We start from the raw sequence: 15,917 nt of genomic DNA, 5'->3' as shown, positions 1-15,917 counted from the left end.
GTGGCCTCTGAACCATACAGAGATACGTTTCACAAGGCGTGACTTACATGATAAATAAACATTTTGACTCCCCCGCCCGGGCCGTCGCCGATATCTTCGACGGCGCAACCGTCATGATTGGCGGCTTTGGCGAAGCCGGCAGCCCGATTGAGCTGATCCATGCACTGATCGACCACGGGGCCCGCAACCTGACGGTGATCAACAACAACACCGGCAGCGGCCATGTCGGCCTGGCGGCGCTGATTGAGAACCGTCAGGTCGGCAAAATGATCTGCTCGTTTCCCCGCACGGCCAATTCCACGGTTTTTCCGGATTTATATCGCGCCGGTGAAATTGAGCTGGAACTGGTGCCACAAGGCACCCTGGCAGAACGCATCCGGGCCGGCGGCGCCGGGATCCCCGCGTTCTATACTGCAACTTCGGTCGGCACCCCTCTGGCCGAAGGCAAAGAGCACCGCATATTTCATCAGCGGGAGTATGTACTGGAAACCGGCCTGACTGCGGATTTTGCCCTGCTCAAATGCCAGCAGGCTGATCGCTACGGCAACCTGACTTACAACAAAACGGCGCGCAACTTTGCCCCCATTATGGCGATGGCATCCAACACCACCATCGTGCAGACCAGCGCTTCGGTCGAAGCCGGTGAGATCGACCCTGAAATGATCGTCACCCCGGGCATTTTCGTCGACCGGATTGTGACCGTGTCAGCACCCGCCCAGGAATCCCAACTTGTTGCTGAGGGGAGATGTTACCCATGACCAGTCCATCATTACAAAAATCTCAACCACAATTTCAGTCACCCGCAATGGGCTGGAGCCGCGACCAGATGGCCCAGCGTGCGGCGCTGGACATTCCCGATGGCGCTTACGTGAATCTGGGGATTGGGATTCCGGAGCAGGTCGCCCGTTATGTCCCCGAAGGCCGTGAGGTGATCTATCACACCGAAAACGGCCTGCTGGGCATGGGCGTGGCGCCAGAACCCGGCGCGGAAGACAGCGAACTGATCAACGCCGGGAAAAAGCCGGTCACGGCGATCCCCGGTGCTGCGTATTTTCACCACGCCGACAGCTTCGCGATGATCCGCGGCCACCACATCGATATTTGCGTGCTGGGCGCGATGCAGATCTCCCAGTCCGGCGATCTGGCCAACTGGTCAACCGGGGCAGCCGATGCCATTCCTGCGGTCGGTGGTGCAATGGATTTAGTTGCCGGGGTCAAAACCATTTATGTCATCACCCAACACACCACCAAGAACGGCGAGCCCAAACTGGTAGAGCACTGCACCTACCCGCTCACCGGGCGCCAGGTGGTTAATCGCATCTATACCGATCTGGCGGTGATTGCCGTGACGCCTGAAGGCTTCGAAGTGCTGGAACTGGCACCCGGCGTCGATTTTGAAACGGTGCAGCAACGTACAGGCGGCACCGTGTTTCTCAGTGAGCAACTGAACCAAGCTGCAAAGCAGGCGCCAGAAACCGCTATAAAATTCGCCGATTCCAATTCCGCAGATTACGCCCTGAAGTGAGCCAATCCCATGATGAAACAACAAACTCAATCATCTAAACAGCCGTCCTCACAACGCAGCGCGGCACTGTATCAGAAAGCCCTCCAGCTGATGCCCGGCGGCTGTAGCCGAAACACTGTGCTGCGCCAGCCGCACCCACTCTATGCCGAGGCTGGTCGGGGCTGCTACGTCACCGATATTGATGGCGTGCAGCGGATCGATTTTGCCAACAACATGGCTGCGCTTATCCACGGTCACGCCCATCCACAGATTGTCGCAGCGGTCACCGAGCAGCTCCACAAAGGCACGGCGTTTACCCTGGCAACCGAAGTTGAAATCGATTTTGCCGAACACCTGTGCAGCCGCAATCCCGGCTTCGAGAACATTCGCTTCGTTAACTCCGGTACCGAAGCCATTATGAGCTGCCTCAAGGCCGCGCGCGCCTTCACCGGACGCCCGAAAATTGCCAAGGTCGAAGGCGCCTATCACGGCCTGTATGATTTTGCTGAAGTCAGCCAGACCGCCAAACCGGAGAACTGGGGCGCACCCGATCACCCGGCGAGCGTGCCGGTGGCCCACGGAACCCCCCCTTCCACCTTGAATGACGTCATTGTGATCCCATTCAACGATCCGGAAACCGCCCTCGCCATCCTGGATCAGCACGCTGACGATCTAGCTTGCGTACTGGTCGATCCGATGCCGCATCGGGTCGGCCTGATCCCGGCCTCGGAGTCCTTTATCACCGCCCTGAGCAACTGGACCCGCAAGCACGGCGCGCTGCTGGTGTTCGATGAAGTGATCACCTTCCGCACCCGGTACGGCGGCGCACAAGAGCGCTATTCGGTTCAGCCGGACTTGACCGCGATGGGCAAATTGATTGGCGGCGGCTTTCCGGTCGGTGCCCTGGCCGGACGCCGGGACGTCATGGAAGTAATGAATCCCCGGGCGAATCAACTGCTGTTCCCGCACTCTGGAACCTTCTCAGCCAACCCGATCACCATGACCGCCGGACTGACCGCGATGCAGCTGTTCGACCGCGATGCCGTGTGCCGACTCAACGCCCTGAGCGATCAGCTCCGCGGCCAGATCACCGAAGCGATCCAGCTAGCCGATGTCCCGGCCTGTGTCACAGGCGAAGGCTCGATGTTCCGCATCCACATGAAACCGACGCCGCCGACGGATTATCGCTCGGCTTACGAGACCCCACAGGAAGCCCGGATCAAATCCGCCCTGCTGGATCACCTGTTCGACCATGGATTCATGATGATCAACACCTGCTCGGGGACTTTGTCGACCGCCATGACTGAGAAAGAAATCAGCGCTTTCAGTGAAGTCCTGCTCAACGGATTGCGCACCGTGAAGCCGCTCTTTGATGAATAAGTCTGAGGCATGAACCTGACGAATGCGCTTGATGGCTTGGGTTTCTGAAGGATTGAGCGCTTCAAGCATGAAACAAGGAAGGATTTTGAGTAATGAATAACGTTTATCTGTGCGATGCGGTGCGGACCCCAATTGGCCGCTACGGCGGGGCGCTGGCTTCGGTGCGAGCCGATGATCTGGCAGCGCTGCCCATCAAAGCGTTAATGGTGCGCAACCCGGAAGTGAACTGGCAGCAAGTCGATGATGTATTGCTCGGCTGTGCCAACCAATCCGGCGAAGACAACCGCAATGTGGCAAGGATGGCATCCCTGCTGGCCGGACTACCAATCGAGGTTCCCGGCGCGACCATCAACCGGCTATGCGGCTCCGGCCTCAACGCGATTGGCGATGCCGCCCGCGCCATTCGATGCGGCGAGGCCGATTTAATCATCGCCGGCGGCGTCGAGAGTATGTCCCGCGCGCCGTTTGTCATGCCCAAGGCCACCAGCGCCTTTGCCCGCTCGGCAGAGCTGTACGACACCACCATGGGCTGGCGGTTTATCAACCCCGAGTTCGACCGGCAGTTCGGCACCGAAACCATGCCAAAGACCGCTGAAAACCTGGCGGCTGAGTTTGGCATCAGCCGCGCCGATCAGGACAAGTTTGCCGTCAGCAGCCAGCTCAAAGCCGCCACCGCGCAGGAAGACGGACGGCTGGCTGAAGAGATCATCGCCGTCACCCTGGCCAATCGCAAAGGTCCGCCGACGATTGTTGATCGAGACGAGCATCTGCGTGCCACCAGCTTCGACAAGCTCAGCCAACTCAAACCTCTGTTTGAGGGCGGAACCATCACTGCCGGCAATGCCTCCGGGATCAACGACGGTGCCGCCGCCCTGCTGCTGGCATCATCCGCCGGACTGAAGCAACACAACCTGACGCCCCGAGCCAGAATCCTGGGGATGGCCGTCGCCGGTGTACCGCCGCGCATTATGGGGCTCGGGCCGGTACCAGCGACCAAAAAACTGCTGAGCCAGCTCAACATGACCCTGAGTGATTTTGACCTGCTGGAATTCAATGAGGCATTCGCCGCCCAGGCGCTCACCTGTACCCGCCAGCTCGGCCTGGCGGATGACGATCCGCGGATCAACCCGCAAGGCGGTGCGATTGCCCTGGGCCATCCGTTAGGGATGAGCGGCGCCCGTCTGGCAACCACGGCGGTATATCAGTTAGAACGTACAGGTGGGAAGCTGGCGCTGTGCACCATGTGTATCGGCGTCGGCCAGGGGATCGCCGTGGCGATTGCGCGGGTGTAAGGTTAAAAGGTGAACCGCCTCACCACGATATATCGCGAATAAACCGCTGGCTGTTAAGCATTTATCAGCCCGCGGTTTTAAGAGATGAAGATACGATGATGAAGCTTCATAGAGCCAGTTCCATCTGATATACAGGCCACTCCCGGCCATCAAACACTTTGACATGCGGCGCTTTGTCCGTAATCTGAAACCCTAGCGATTCATAACAGTTTTTCGCCACGACATTCCGCTGAAAGACGGCCAGCGTCACCAGAGTCACATGCGGCAATGCTTTGATTTTCAACAAAGATAACTGAATCAGCTGCCTGCCGAGCCCTTTTCCTCTGACTGCCGGGTGGATCGCGACCCGACACAAGCGCACCTCCGTGAGCGACATCCGCTGAAATTCAATAAAACCGAGTACTTGCGTCCCTTCAACCAAGGTGAAAAATTGCAGATTGTCTTCAGTGGCGCGCTGAATGATTGAGCTTTGATTTAACGGCCAGTCAAATACCCGACCACCCCACATTAAAGATTCTTCCTTGGTTTGGAACCAGTTCACCAGCTCTGATGCGTGTTCGTCCTGAAACCGCATAAGCTCCATATCTATTTACTCCTTGTATATGATACTGAGCGCATTTTACGTATCATCCCTGATTCTTGCCCAAGTCCACCGTCATCTTCAAATACGGGATATCACCTTTGTAAAAACGCTCGCCTTCCGGTTGCATGCCGAATCGCTGGTAAAATCCCAGCGCGGACTCTCTGGCATCACACCAGAAGTGATTCACGTTGCGCTCGGCCAGATCTGTCATAATATGCGCAATCATCGCGCTGCCAATCCCCCCGGCCCTGATGATCCGGCTCGGTCGCAAACTTTCTCAACCGCGCCTGATGAGAAGATAAAAACACCGACGCCACGCAAACCAGGCGGTCATCAGTAAAGACGCCAAAATGTACGGCGTCTTCATCACCTTCAACATGGCAAAATTCAGGCGGTTTTTCCGGCCACAATACCTGGTGACGTAAGGGGATGGTTTGTTGCCAAGTAATCGATTTGATTTCCATGTGAGCTGTTTTTGAATTTGTTGAACCCTTGATGAGAAGCAGGTTTCCGGTGACTAGTCTTTCTTATTTTTTAGTCCCGACTCTAACGCAGTCGCTCTTGTTTTGGCCGCGTCCTGATACACCTCATAGACATCGCCACGCTTGTTGCCGGAGAGATGAAGAAAGCCATAAGTGACGAGCATAAAGAAGGAGATAACAATGACAAAAATCGGCACCAAACCCCAGACATCCAATTGAAGCAGGACGAAACCGAAGACTAAAAAAATCGCTGAAATAATGGCGATGGACTTACTACGTGATTGATTATTCATAGGAAACCTACACTACAGGTAATGATTTCCGTCAATGCTATCAGTGATGTATTGCACATACATTGAGCCCGCTAACAATCAGTGAAAGCTGACGAACAGTTGTTCACCGAATTCCCGTCGAACACCACAACATTGTTGCCAGAGGTTGCGCCGGAACGATCTTTTCAGGCGCAACCAGGACTGTAACTGGCTCAGCCACTACTCGTTGAATCTGTATTGCCTTTTCACTTCAACAACCTGGACAGTGTATGACGCATACCACTTTTCACGGCCAAACTGCTGCGCCACCACGTGCTGGCTGTCCTTGTGCCAGCGCTGGATATCGTCTTCAGATGCCCAGTATGAAATCGCGATTTCCTGCTCCCCTTCGGTCACTGCGATAAAATCCAGACAGCCGTACTTGTCGAAAGCCAGGTTGCGCATCACAGACACCATCTCTGAATATTGATGATCCTGAACACCGGTTTTTGCTCTGAATATTACTGCAAACATTTGCGTCTCCTTCGCGAATTTTTACACACTACCTTCTTTTTCAATAACCAAAATACGGGCTTCCCCGATGGGATGAGCGACATGCTCTGTCCCTATCGACGCATAAAAAATATCGCCCGCTTCCAATATGGCGGAGGATGTTTGCCCCGCCTGTTTAAAAAACATTTCTACCCGGCCATGCAAAACGACAAAGACTTCTTCACCATCATTGACATGCCATTTGTACGGCTGATCGGTCCAGTGAAGTCGCGTGGTCATGCCATTCATCTTGGCAATTGTTTTAGCGCCCCACGCTCGATCGGCTGTAAAATTCTGACTTCTCGTGATTTCCATATTGTCACGTCCTTGTTCATTCATCATCCGGCATCACACATCAACAATCCCGAGAGCGGGTTTTAGACGGGGCGTGTCGTTAACTCTGACCTGAAATCAGCAACTTCACGCCAAATACACCAAATAAGCTCGCCGTCATGCGAGACAGCCATTTTTGTACATTTTCATTCACCGAGAGTCGATTGCTCACGGTTGAAGAAAGCCAGGCGAGAAAATGGCACCACAACATACCGTTAAAGTTGAAAATCAACCCGAGCACAATAAATGCCAGCGCCTTATTGTCGCTGGATGCGGAAATAAACTGGGGCACAAAGGCCAGGAAAAAAAACGCGATTTTAGGATTAAACAGATTCGTGATGAACCCTTGAGAGTAAATCCGGGACAGTGATGTTTTGACCGGTTTCGCTGTGGGCGCCTCACCGGCTTCATGGCGCTGAAGTAACATGGTGATCGCCATGTAAATCAAATACGCACCGCCAATCAACTTCACGACGGTAAAGGCCATCGCAGAGGTGGCCAGAATTGCCTACAGCCCGAATGCCGCGGCCAGGATGTGAATGAGAGTGCCCGTGCCGATCCCCTGCGCCGCTGCAGAGCCGGCTTTAAATCCCTGGGTTGCCCCACGCCCGATAATCAGGAGCGAATCCGGACCGGGAATGAGGTTCAACAGAAGACCAGAAACGACAAACAACCATAAATTTTCAATGCCGAGCATGTTGCAACTTCCTTATCACGACGTCACCAATCAGAACACAGGATTGTGTTCAACGCTTGTCGTTTTGACCAGCCGTGCGCCTTCCTCCAAAACGGACGCGCTCGACCAGGCAACCAGACGCGCCATTATGCATGAACAACCATACAAAACAACACGAGTATCAACAACACAAACCGAGAGTGAAAAACGCCCTGTCCGTGATTTAGGGCCGTTCAGTCTCTGCTTCCCGCAGGGTCCTGACGCATCAAACGCATCGGAACAAACCGGATGCCATGAAACTGAGACTCCTCTCCCGTCCGTTCAAAGCCGTAGGCCTGATAAAACCCGACCGCATTCACTGACGAGCGCAAAGTGATTTCCCGGGCATTGGTGGCGTGAAGTAAACGGCCGAGGAGCTGTTTGCCGAGTCCGCTTCCTTGCACTTGCTTTGAAATAAACAGATGCGTCAGGTAATTGCCATCACGCAAGGCACCAAAACCGACTACTTCACCGTCCATCACGGCTTTCAGGCAATAAAACTTCGAATTGTCGAACACTTGTTCAATATTCAATAGAACGCTCGACCTGTAGGCTTGCTTACCCGCCTCACTCAAGTCAGGCAGAATATCCACTTGCGAAACATCTTTGATGAGCCGGACCACAGCCTCAGCATCAACGGGGACAGCCTGACTAATTTCCATTGCTTCTCCTAAGCTACTTAAGTATCCGGTTGCCCACGTCAGTCCACGGTGACCGGCAGTTCGCGATTCTTGAAAAAGAAAAATACCGCAGTGGTACTGGCCCACTGCGGCAGAAGATGATTAAAACAGTTTGATTAAGCCGGCGTTAGTTCTGTGTTCGTGCCGACCGCAACCTGCTCAACTTTTTGATCAGGGTTCTCAGGTTTAGGGTAGCGAAGCTTCCCGCCGACCCAGGTTTGAAGAACACGAATGCCCCTGATTTGTATGCTTTTCTCGACAGTGATCGGATCATCTTCCAGAATGACGTAATCAGCCAGCTTTCCTTGCTCCAGGCTCCCAACCCAAGAGTCAACATGACATTGCCAGGCGGCATCCAGGGTGATCGCTCTGAGTGCTTCCTCACGGGTGATCCGCTCATCCGCATTCAGCGGGGAAAGTTCCGGAGATTTCTCCATCACCCGGGTGACCGCCTGCTCCATCATCCGCAACGGGCCTAACGGTGTGACCGATAAGTCGCTGTGAAGCGTGATACGCGCGCCTTTATCCAGCATTGTCCGGCACCGGTCCAATAACTGGGATTTTTCTTTAAAAATCACCTCTTCAAAGGCATAACCCCAGTAGCCCACATGCCCAATTAAGAAACTGGGTGAAATGCCCAGCGCCATCATTTTATCCGCGCTGGCGTCACTCAGGAGCGAGCAATGCTCGATACGATGGCGCTTATCAAGCCCGGAGCGGTGATTGAGGGCCTTTCCATACACTTCCAGCGTATAATCAACCGCTTGATCGCCATTGGCATGAATCAGAATGGGCCAGTTTTTTTCGACGATGGTCGTGACCAGATTTAGATAATTCGGCTTCTCTGCTTCGCTGGGCTCAGAGCAACATGGGAGCAGGGCCGAGTCCGGCTCATAACTGAAGTTGAAAATGCCGTAGTTATCCTTTGGCTCACAACAGTAAGGGGTGGACTGGTAACCCGTTAGCCCTTGGTTCGAGCCGTCAGACACTAACTTGACCGCACTTTGGAATAACGTGCCCATGTCTTGTTCTGTCAATGCTTCATAACCAGGAAGCGCATTGGCATCGTCCTGTGTTTCACACAACAGTGCGTAACCCACCCGGACGTTATGCGCATGGGATGACCTGAAATCTTCAAGAATTGAGATCATCTTAGATTGAATCTTGCCGTTTTCATCGACAGATTCAAATCGCATCCCGGCTTCAAACATCGTGGTGACGCCACGCTGATTGGCGGTGTCGAAAATAGACGCGATATGCTGATCCAGCTCCGCCTTAATCGCCGCTTTTTGTGTTGGAGGTATACAATCAAACCCGAGGGTCATTTGCTCTAATTCCTGCAACGCCCCTTGTTCCTTCACCGTCTCAAGAAATGAGGCACGCTCAGCTTCCGGCAGCTTCTTAGCAATCAATTCCAGCGCCGCTTCGTTGATATAAGCGGTATGCAAAGATGCCGAAATCAGATAAACCGGATGAACAGGCTCCAAGTCGGTTAACTGGTCCAGATCCAACTGATAGAGTTGTGGATCATCCTCACTTCCCACAAAGGGCATCAGCGCAGGATCCACACCAGTCCCTAAAATCCACTCGCCTTGTTTTAGCTGGGCTGATTGAATCACGGACTTCAGATATTCCAGGTCATACTCTAAATTTAAATCCTGACCAAGATACGGCCCCAAATCCAGCCAACCCATGGTTAATGCCGTCGGGACAATATGGACATGGGGCTCAATTAAACCGGGCAACAAGGTTTGTTTTTCTTTGAGCAGGATGTGATTGTCCGGGTGCATCCCTAAGGCTCGCATTTGCACGCTCACCTCAGCAACACTGCCGACCGCCACGACTTTACCGCCATCAAAGCCGATGGCCTCCACGGTGTCTGTACAGCCGTCAATCATTGGTCGAATAATGCCACCGGAATACATAACACTCGTCGTTGGCAGCAGATCTTCCGGATATTGAAGCTTGCCGGCATCTGTATCGGCTGAATTGCTCAAGCTGGAATGATGTCCTGCAAACGTGGTCCATAACGGATTATGACAGGCACATTGTGCGCACCCTTGATGGCTATGATTGTGACTCATCTTGATTCCCTTATTCAGTGACTGGTGAGGTGAACAAATGAGTCTTCATTCTTTCTCAAGGCTACTGATAAATGTATTACACGGGATTACAGATCACTCACCGGAGGATCACAACCAATCAAGGGCGTCTTACTGCGTCAAAATCGGGGGGAAACTACTCAATCGGCAATGATGGCTGACTGCCCCAATCCGACCAAGAGCCGTCATACAACACCGTGTTTTGATACCCGGCAATCACCGCAGCCAATAACACGACGCATGCCGTGATCCCGGAGCCGCAGGAAAAAATCAGTTGATTTGGCTGATTGACGAGCAGTCGGTCAAAGATTTGTGTTAATTGCGCCGGACTTTTCAATCCGTGGCCATCAAGCACCTCAGTAAACGGTAAGTTTAACGCCCCCGGAATATGGCCCGAGCGCACGCCCGCTCTCGGCTCTGGAGCCCGCCCCAAAAAACGGTCTTGCGCCCGGACATCCAGCACGGTGATCTGCTCCCGATCCAACCGTTCAAGAATATACTGCGAATCACAGATCCGCCCTGGCAGGGCTTCCCCTTCAATATTGCCGAAATGTTTCGTTTCGGGCGCTACGGTGCTTACCGTATCCCGGTTCTCAGCGAGCCACTGCGGCAAGCCGCCATCCAGCACAAAGGCATTACCAAACCCCATGGCTTGAAATATCCACCAGACTCTCGGAGATGAATACACCCCTTGGTTATCATAAATCACGACCAGGCTATCGGCGTTAATTCCCAGCGACTGCGCCGCCGAAGTAAATTGCTGCACAGTAGGAAATGCATGGATTTGATCCGATGCCAAATCACAAAAGGTAGTTTCTAAATCAAGGCGTTGGCTCTTTGGGATGAAAATTGGCTGATCGTAAACAATCGGCTGCTTCCCAACCACTTTCCCCATACTTGCATCCAGGATGACAAGATTCTCCAAGTGTAAATGTTCAGCCAGCCAATGGGTTGTCACGAGTGGAAATTCCATATTCACTCCGATTGATTAAAATTTGAAAACAACGGACATCACGAAGCGCCGCGGCCTTACACGCTTGATCACGCCTTTGCTGCCACCAGCGTTTTGTCCGATAGTTTTAGTGACTCAGCCTTTATCGATATCATCCAACACCGAAGTTTCGCTGTGAAATGTGCCGGTGCCATATTTTTGTGCCGCGCGATGAAAGTTACGGCTGTTATTGAGATATTCAGCGATTGTATTTGGCTTTGTTCAGCACTTCCTTCAGTTCATGGGTGCGCTCAAGATCGACCCCATGCACATTCGCCAATGCACACACGTAATACAGCACGTCATACAACTCTTCTGCGACTGACCCTTTTAATTCCGCCAGTTCCGGCTGACCGAATTTTTGTTGATTGATCGCTTCGGACAACTCGCCGACCTCTTCGATCAGCTTCAGAAAATAGCAATGTGAATATTCTGGCGCAAAATCGAACGATTGAATATACGCCTGTAATTCGGAGATTTTCATAACTTCCTTCTTAATTTAACGAACTCGGCCATGCCGGGAGTTCACTCTCTTTGTTTTCAACGGGACGAATTCACTTTATCCAGGTGTTGTCGCCCCCACCTATGGAGGGCGGTAATGACCGGCGCTAAAGTTTTTCCATAGTCGGTAATGCTGTATTCCACCCGAGGAGGAACCTCAGGATAAACCGTGCGTGAAATCAGCGCATGAGCTTCCAGATCCCGCAATTGCTTGGTCAGCATGCGCTGTGTAATCTCAGGCATCAGGCGTCTAATTTCGTTAAAACGAAGCGTATCTTGCAGTAAATGGTAAAGAATTGCACCACGCCATTTTGCGCCGATCACCTCCAGAGCGGCTTCAACCGGGCAACCCTGATTACACTCATAATCTGTGTGAGCCATTCGTTTTAAAAACTCCATAGGTATATAAAAGGGTACTGAGTATCAAAAAATTGCGTTCTTACGAAAGAAGTCGGGGTTTGTTATGTTCTTTCCATCCCGACTCCCGGGAATAGATAAAACACAATGATGTAAGGACAAGCAATGAATATTTTAGTTTTACTGGCGCACGCTGATCTGGCACATGGCTCCATTGCCAATCATCGAATCATGACCCGACTAAAAGAAATAAATCATGTAGAAGTGCGTGATCTCTACCGGTTGTATCCCGACTTTAAAATCGATATCGAAGCCGAGCAGCAAGCATTAATCAATGCCGACTTGATCATCCTGCAATACCCGATTCACTGGTACAACGTTCCCGGACTCCTCAAAGAGTGGATGGATCAAGTCCTGCAATACGGATTCGCCTACGGCTCAAAAGGCGATCAATTACACGGCAAAGGGCTCATGGCGTCTGTCACCGTGGGTGGCCCGGAAAGCTCGTACCAGGAAGGTGGCAATAATAGCTTTCCATTGACGACATTTCTGACACCAATCCAGCAAACCGCGAAGTTCTGTGGGATGGTATGGCAACCCCCTGTCATCAGCCATGATATGGTTTACATTCCGGGCGTCTGGAACGAAAAAGAGGCCATCGCACAACGAGCAGAAGATCACGCCGATCGTTTAATCCAACAGATTAGCCAATATCGATTGCTGAACGTTGCTTAACTGTTCCCACCCAGGAGGAATGATGCCTTTTATTGCGTTCGAGTCCGGACAACTGTCCGATGACGTCAAACAAGCGCTCATTGAGCGGTTAACCCAAACATCCGCTGAAATCACCGGGATCCCAGAGGCCATGTTCATGGTCTCGATACGGGAGCTCCCCAATCACCACATCGCACTGGGCGGAAAAACCGTGGCTCAATTAAAGCAAACTGCCAAGTTGCAGGTAGGGTGTGAGTTTCACACGGAATAACTTCCGTCTTTCATGTACCTGCAACATCGCTCCCCCGCTAAGGCACGTTGTCACATGACACCGGAATGACGCAGTGGGGAGCTTTGTTGGGAAATTATTATTCAGGGGGCTTCTCTCACAACTTGTCCATCACTAAATTGCAACAGTACATTATAGGCAAAGATTCTAAATCACCAACTCATGCTTTGAGCTGCTTATGCATGATATAGCTATCCACATAGCCTAATCGTTTGTGGCGATAAGCCCGCGGGATCGTGCCGATGATCTGATATCCCAGTGTTTGCCATAACTTGACGGCCACTGCATTGGTTGAGACCACCGAGTTAAACTGCATGGCTTCAAAGCCTAGCTCAATGGCAATTTGCTGCGAATGCTCGCAAAGTTGTCTCGCGATGCCTTTTCCCCGGGCAGCTTTCGTGACCATATAACCGCAATTACAGATGTGGTTACTCGGCCCCATGCCATTGGCCCTGATGTAGTAAGAGCCCAAGACTTGCCCACCTTCAGCAAACACAAACGCTTTCAGGGGCGTTGCACACCACAGTTGATATGCTTCCTCAAAGTCCATCTCCGGGTCAAAGGCATATGTTTCCTGCGCTTTGATCACTGACTCAAAACAAGGCCAAAATGCTGCAAAATCTTCTTTCGTCATTTCCCTGATCATTGAATCTCCTCCTAGAAATCAAACCTTGCTTACAAGTAACGACTGACCCTTTGATACTCAGATAAAGCCACTTGATCAGCCCGAATATCGATCGGTGCTGCCGATATTGGATACCACTCAATCGTTTCGGCTTCCAGCGAGCGCAACGCCCCTTCCCAAGCATTCACCACATAGTAATGAATGAGCTGTAATTCTTTGGTCGGATGGTACAGCGAACATAAGTATTGGTAAGCTTGGGGAGTGACATCCAGTTCTTCTTTCATTTCCCGGAACAACGTTTGAAGTTGGCTTTCACCACCCTCAATGTGGCCGCCGGGAATGGCGATCAGCCCCGGATCAGTTGCTTTATCTTCCGCGCGTTTTTCCAGCAAAATCTGGCCATCTTCAATGAGCAGAAAAGACACACATTCATGCACTTGCATCTATAGTTCCTTTGTAAAACCGAATCAATAAGGCGCCACATGTGGTGGCCCGATCAAGAAGGAAGAACACGGCGTAGAAATCAAATATTGACTCGTCTGTGATTCAACCAACATCAACAGCTAAAACTTCGGAATCTACTTTAAAATGCTCAACCGAGCATAGCGCCAGGCTTTCCGTATCGAATACCGCAAGACAAGGTTGATCGAGAGGTAACTGACACAGTACTTCCCCAGTTGGACCGAAGATTTTGCTGCCACCTAGCCCTAGATTCTCTTCGCCCGCTTTATTCAGTGACTGAGGCCAATTACATTGAACAACCACAGCTTTGAGAGTCAAAGCGATCTTTGAAGCGCCCTCATCATAGTCTTCACCGACTTGCAGCGGAACAACTTCAGGCTGACTCACATAGCCGGGCCAGATAATGTATTCTGGCTGATGAACGCTTACTTCTTCGATAAACCAGTCATAGTCACTTGCTTCCCGACAGATAAAAGTACTAAAACGCCCAAAGGTATGCGCAAAGACATCACGTCCCACGCCTGGTTCGAAGAATGTTGCCTCACTCTCGGTGAGCCCGACTTTTCTCCAGGTCGCAGCAATCATCCCATGCTCATCAATCGCAGCATAGCCATTGTATATTTTCCCATGATCAATGATCGGATATCCGATAAAGGCCAGAGTCTTTGATTGCCTACAGTGCTTTTTTATCTGAGTCAACGCTTGCGAAATCCGATCCGGGCAGCTTTCCCGTGGAATCTTCCGATGAAATCCAGTGATGGCTAATTCCGGGAACACCAGAACATCAAGTGCAGCGTGCTTTGTTATTGTGCTGCATATTACATTCACATTTTTTTCCAACGTCCATGCCATGGGCATTTGTACGATGCCTATTTTCAAGCAATAATCCTTATTCTTTTAAAAAGCAACGACAGGCCCGACGTTGCACCCCACCACTGTTTGCCGATCATCTCCATTTCATCGGAGACAATTCAATATCAGTCACTTCATTCATACCCGATAAACATCAGGTTGCCAGATTTGCATGAAAATCTCCGGGTTTTCGATAGCTTTAAAACCATATTGAGCATACAGCCCATGCGCATCCCGTGTCGCTAAAACCATACGGCGTAATCCCTGAAGCTCAGGGTGCGCAACAATGTGCTCAATGAGCCACTTACTTAACCCCAGGCCTTGATGCGACTGAACAATAAACACATCAGCCAGGTAGGCAAAAGTGGCTTTGTCCGTGATCAGTCGGGCGAACCCGACTTGCTGTCCCGTGTCTTCATAAACACCAAAGCACAATGAATTAGCGATCGCCTTGGCGAGGATTTCCCGGGGGATCCCACTCGCCCAGTAGCTTTGTGAAATCACTTGATAGATCACTTCGAAATCAAAGTCATCTTGGGTTGTGCTGATTTTATATCCTTGCACGAAAACTGCCTCCTTTGCATTATTTTCAATAATGGTTAATAGTAAAAATCCAGGTCTGTTAAACCTGCCGTTATTACAACGTCGCCGTTTCTAAACCTGATGCGTTTCTTACAAAGAAATTTCAGAATGACCTTATTCAACACGCTACATTTCATAGACAACAGCGCTTAAAATCCCAATAAACAGGAATATCATTGTTGCGAATGCTGAGTATGTCGCCACATAATGAATTAATTTTGAAATCAAATAGAGCTTCCGATTCATTGAATTGGTTCGATATGATAAATAAATTTCTTTTAAAAAACCAATTGGATAAATGAAATACTGGATTTTCCCGTACCCAAACGCTATGCCTCGGTATAGCTTTTTTTTGTATTCGTGAAGTTCCGAAGACAAGTGAATCAATATTCGAGTGAGAACACCTAAGACTAAAACAATCGAACCGAATGCCATCGATAACATCAATGAATAACAACGAATACCGTCAACAGAACAAGTCTCCGGCAGCCACCCGCCAAAGGTGAAAATAATAAAATAAAATCCACCAGCAAGCACACATAATGAGAGAATGACATTGATAACAGGCACGATAATATATTTCAAAAACAACTTTATTACGATAAAAATATTCAACATGAACTCTCAGTATAATAATCAGCCGTAAATGGAAAACACGAGAAATAGCACC

General features: G+C 51.0%; 20 protein-coding genes and 2 pseudogenes. 6 read left to right on the top strand and 16 right to left on the bottom strand.

The window, feature by feature from the left end:
- Positions 1–47 precede the first annotated feature (47 nt).
- From VV869_RS15495 to pcaF, 4 genes are all read left to right on the top strand, one after another.
- Positions 48–758 (top strand): 3-oxoacid CoA-transferase subunit A, encoded by a 711-nt coding sequence (locus tag VV869_RS15495; RefSeq protein WP_337735828.1) that lies wholly within the window; start codon positions 48–50, stop codon positions 756–758.
- Complete coding sequence (locus VV869_RS15490; RefSeq protein WP_443147325.1) at positions 755–1,525, top strand: 3-oxoacid CoA-transferase subunit B; 771 nt, start codon at positions 755–757, stop codon at positions 1,523–1,525. Before VV869_RS15495 ends, VV869_RS15490 begins: the two co-directional genes overlap by 4 nt.
- 9 nt (positions 1,526–1,534) lie before the next feature.
- Positions 1,535–2,884 carry an aspartate aminotransferase family protein gene (locus VV869_RS15485; RefSeq protein WP_337735827.1) on the top strand — a complete coding sequence of 450 codons (1,350 nt, stop codon included), beginning with the start codon at positions 1,535–1,537 and terminating at the stop codon, positions 2,882–2,884.
- 92 nt (positions 2,885–2,976) lie between these two features.
- Positions 2,977–4,176: a 3-oxoadipyl-CoA thiolase gene (pcaF, locus tag VV869_RS15480; RefSeq protein ID WP_337735826.1), complete on the top strand. Its 1,200-nt coding sequence runs from the start codon at positions 2,977–2,979 to the stop codon at positions 4,174–4,176.
- Positions 4,177–4,282: 106 nt separating this feature from the next.
- Here the strand turns inward: pcaF and VV869_RS15475 are convergent, their stop codons facing one another.
- From VV869_RS15475 to VV869_RS15425, 11 genes and pseudogenes are all read right to left on the bottom strand, one after another.
- Complete coding sequence (locus VV869_RS15475) at positions 4,283–4,759, bottom strand: GNAT family N-acetyltransferase (protein ID WP_337735825.1); 477 nt, start codon at positions 4,757–4,759, stop codon at positions 4,283–4,285.
- Positions 4,760–4,802: 43 nt separating this feature from the next.
- Positions 4,803–5,223, bottom strand: a pseudogene (locus VV869_RS15470) (GNAT family N-acetyltransferase).
- Between the two features lie 53 nt (positions 5,224–5,276).
- Positions 5,277–5,534 (bottom strand): hypothetical protein, encoded by a 258-nt coding sequence (locus VV869_RS15465; protein WP_337735824.1) that lies wholly within the window; start codon positions 5,532–5,534, stop codon positions 5,277–5,279.
- A 198-nt stretch (positions 5,535–5,732) separates the two neighbouring features.
- A complete protein-coding gene (locus tag VV869_RS15460) occupies positions 5,733–6,026 on the bottom strand; it encodes an antibiotic biosynthesis monooxygenase family protein (protein ID WP_337735823.1) in 294 nt (97 codons plus the stop codon).
- Positions 6,027–6,047: 21 nt separating this feature from the next.
- Positions 6,048–6,386 carry a cupin gene (locus VV869_RS15455; RefSeq protein ID WP_337735822.1) on the bottom strand — a complete coding sequence of 113 codons (339 nt, stop codon included), beginning with the start codon at positions 6,384–6,386 and terminating at the stop codon, positions 6,048–6,050.
- Positions 6,387–6,438: 52 nt separating this feature from the next.
- Positions 6,439–7,074 (bottom strand): annotated as a pseudogene (locus VV869_RS15450) (LysE family translocator).
- A gap of 212 nt (positions 7,075–7,286) precedes the next feature.
- Entirely contained in the window at positions 7,287–7,754 is a 468-nt protein-coding gene (locus tag VV869_RS15445) for a GNAT family N-acetyltransferase (RefSeq protein WP_337735821.1), read from the bottom strand.
- A gap of 134 nt (positions 7,755–7,888) precedes the next feature.
- The gene (locus tag VV869_RS15440; RefSeq protein WP_337735820.1) at positions 7,889–9,769 is read right to left on the bottom strand and encodes an amidohydrolase; all 1,881 of its coding nucleotides are present in this window, start codon (positions 9,767–9,769) and stop codon (positions 7,889–7,891) included.
- Between the two features lie 241 nt (positions 9,770–10,010).
- The gene (locus VV869_RS15435) at positions 10,011–10,847 is read right to left on the bottom strand and encodes a sulfurtransferase (protein WP_337735819.1); all 837 of its coding nucleotides are present in this window, start codon (positions 10,845–10,847) and stop codon (positions 10,011–10,013) included.
- Positions 10,848–11,064: 217 nt separating this feature from the next.
- Positions 11,065–11,349, bottom strand: coding sequence for a MazG nucleotide pyrophosphohydrolase domain-containing protein (locus tag VV869_RS15430; protein WP_337735818.1), 285 nt, complete (start codon positions 11,347–11,349; stop codon positions 11,065–11,067).
- 56 nt (positions 11,350–11,405) lie between these two features.
- Positions 11,406–11,747 carry a winged helix-turn-helix transcriptional regulator gene (locus VV869_RS15425; RefSeq protein WP_337735817.1) on the bottom strand — a complete coding sequence of 114 codons (342 nt, stop codon included), beginning with the start codon at positions 11,745–11,747 and terminating at the stop codon, positions 11,406–11,408.
- A gap of 141 nt (positions 11,748–11,888) precedes the next feature.
- Here VV869_RS15425 and VV869_RS15420 point away from each other — a divergent pair, with 141 nt between their 5' ends.
- Positions 11,889–12,458 carry an NAD(P)H-dependent oxidoreductase gene (locus VV869_RS15420; RefSeq protein ID WP_337735816.1) on the top strand — a complete coding sequence of 190 codons (570 nt, stop codon included), beginning with the start codon at positions 11,889–11,891 and terminating at the stop codon, positions 12,456–12,458.
- A gap of 19 nt (positions 12,459–12,477) precedes the next feature.
- Positions 12,478–12,708, top strand: coding sequence for a tautomerase family protein (locus VV869_RS15415; protein ID WP_337735815.1), 231 nt, complete (start codon positions 12,478–12,480; stop codon positions 12,706–12,708).
- 178 nt (positions 12,709–12,886) lie between these two features.
- Here VV869_RS15415 and VV869_RS15410 read toward each other — a convergent pair whose 3' ends face one another.
- The 5 genes from VV869_RS15410 to VV869_RS15390 form a co-directional block, all read right to left on the bottom strand.
- The gene (locus tag VV869_RS15410; protein ID WP_337735814.1) at positions 12,887–13,372 is read right to left on the bottom strand and encodes a GNAT family N-acetyltransferase; all 486 of its coding nucleotides are present in this window, start codon (positions 13,370–13,372) and stop codon (positions 12,887–12,889) included.
- A gap of 29 nt (positions 13,373–13,401) precedes the next feature.
- On the bottom strand, positions 13,402–13,794 hold the full coding sequence (locus VV869_RS15405; protein WP_337735813.1) for an NUDIX hydrolase: 393 nt from the start codon (positions 13,792–13,794) through the stop codon (positions 13,402–13,404).
- 103 nt (positions 13,795–13,897) lie between these two features.
- Positions 13,898–14,692, bottom strand: coding sequence for a carbon-nitrogen hydrolase family protein (locus VV869_RS15400; protein WP_337735812.1), 795 nt, complete (start codon positions 14,690–14,692; stop codon positions 13,898–13,900).
- Between the two features lie 111 nt (positions 14,693–14,803).
- Entirely contained in the window at positions 14,804–15,229 is a 426-nt protein-coding gene (locus VV869_RS15395) for a GNAT family N-acetyltransferase (protein ID WP_337735811.1), read from the bottom strand.
- A gap of 144 nt (positions 15,230–15,373) precedes the next feature.
- Positions 15,374–15,865: a hypothetical protein gene (locus tag VV869_RS15390; protein ID WP_337735810.1), complete on the bottom strand. Its 492-nt coding sequence runs from the start codon at positions 15,863–15,865 to the stop codon at positions 15,374–15,376.
- Between the last annotated feature and the right edge of the window lie 52 nt (positions 15,866–15,917).

The sequence above is a fragment of the Photobacterium sp. MCCC 1A19761 genome (assembly GCF_037389125.1).
In the GTDB taxonomy this organism is placed as follows: domain Bacteria; phylum Pseudomonadota; class Gammaproteobacteria; order Enterobacterales; family Vibrionaceae; genus Photobacterium.
The sequence above is the reverse complement of the archived record's forward strand: the minus strand, read 5'-3'. Positions and strand labels throughout refer to the sequence as shown.

Excerpts from the sequence above, each read along its gene's own strand:
- VV869_RS15435 (WP_337735819.1), bottom strand. The coding sequence starts at position 10,847 with ATGGAATTTCCACTCGTGACAACCCATTGGCTGGCTGAACATTTACAC.
- VV869_RS15465 (WP_337735824.1), bottom strand. The coding sequence starts at position 5,534 with ATGAATAATCAATCACGTAGTAAGTCCATCGCCATTATTTCAGCGATT.
- VV869_RS15390 (WP_337735810.1), bottom strand. The coding sequence starts at position 15,865 with ATGTTGAATATTTTTATCGTAATAAAGTTGTTTTTGAAATATATTATC.
- VV869_RS15430 (WP_337735818.1), bottom strand. The coding sequence starts at position 11,349 with ATGAAAATCTCCGAATTACAGGCGTATATTCAATCGTTCGATTTTGCG.
- VV869_RS15460 (WP_337735823.1), bottom strand. The coding sequence starts at position 6,026 with ATGTTTGCAGTAATATTCAGAGCAAAAACCGGTGTTCAGGATCATCAA.
- VV869_RS15410 (WP_337735814.1), bottom strand. The coding sequence starts at position 13,372 with ATGATCAGGGAAATGACGAAAGAAGATTTTGCAGCATTTTGGCCTTGT.
- VV869_RS15425 (WP_337735817.1), bottom strand. The coding sequence starts at position 11,747 with ATGGCTCACACAGATTATGAGTGTAATCAGGGTTGCCCGGTTGAAGCC.
- pcaF (WP_337735826.1), top strand. The coding sequence starts at position 2,977 with ATGAATAACGTTTATCTGTGCGATGCGGTGCGGACCCCAATTGGCCGC.
- VV869_RS15475 (WP_337735825.1), bottom strand. The coding sequence starts at position 4,759 with ATGGAGCTTATGCGGTTTCAGGACGAACACGCATCAGAGCTGGTGAAC.
- VV869_RS15445 (WP_337735821.1), bottom strand. The coding sequence starts at position 7,754 with ATGGAAATTAGTCAGGCTGTCCCCGTTGATGCTGAGGCTGTGGTCCGG.
- VV869_RS15415 (WP_337735815.1), top strand. The coding sequence starts at position 12,478 with ATGATGCCTTTTATTGCGTTCGAGTCCGGACAACTGTCCGATGACGTC.
- VV869_RS15405 (WP_337735813.1), bottom strand. The coding sequence starts at position 13,794 with ATGCAAGTGCATGAATGTGTGTCTTTTCTGCTCATTGAAGATGGCCAG.
- VV869_RS15420 (WP_337735816.1), top strand. The coding sequence starts at position 11,889 with ATGAATATTTTAGTTTTACTGGCGCACGCTGATCTGGCACATGGCTCC.
- VV869_RS15495 (WP_337735828.1), top strand. The coding sequence starts at position 48 with ATGATAAATAAACATTTTGACTCCCCCGCCCGGGCCGTCGCCGATATC.
- VV869_RS15485 (WP_337735827.1), top strand. The coding sequence starts at position 1,535 with ATGATGAAACAACAAACTCAATCATCTAAACAGCCGTCCTCACAACGC.
- VV869_RS15490 (WP_443147325.1), top strand. The coding sequence starts at position 755 with ATGACCAGTCCATCATTACAAAAATCTCAACCACAATTTCAGTCACCC.
- VV869_RS15455 (WP_337735822.1), bottom strand. The coding sequence starts at position 6,386 with ATGATGAATGAACAAGGACGTGACAATATGGAAATCACGAGAAGTCAG.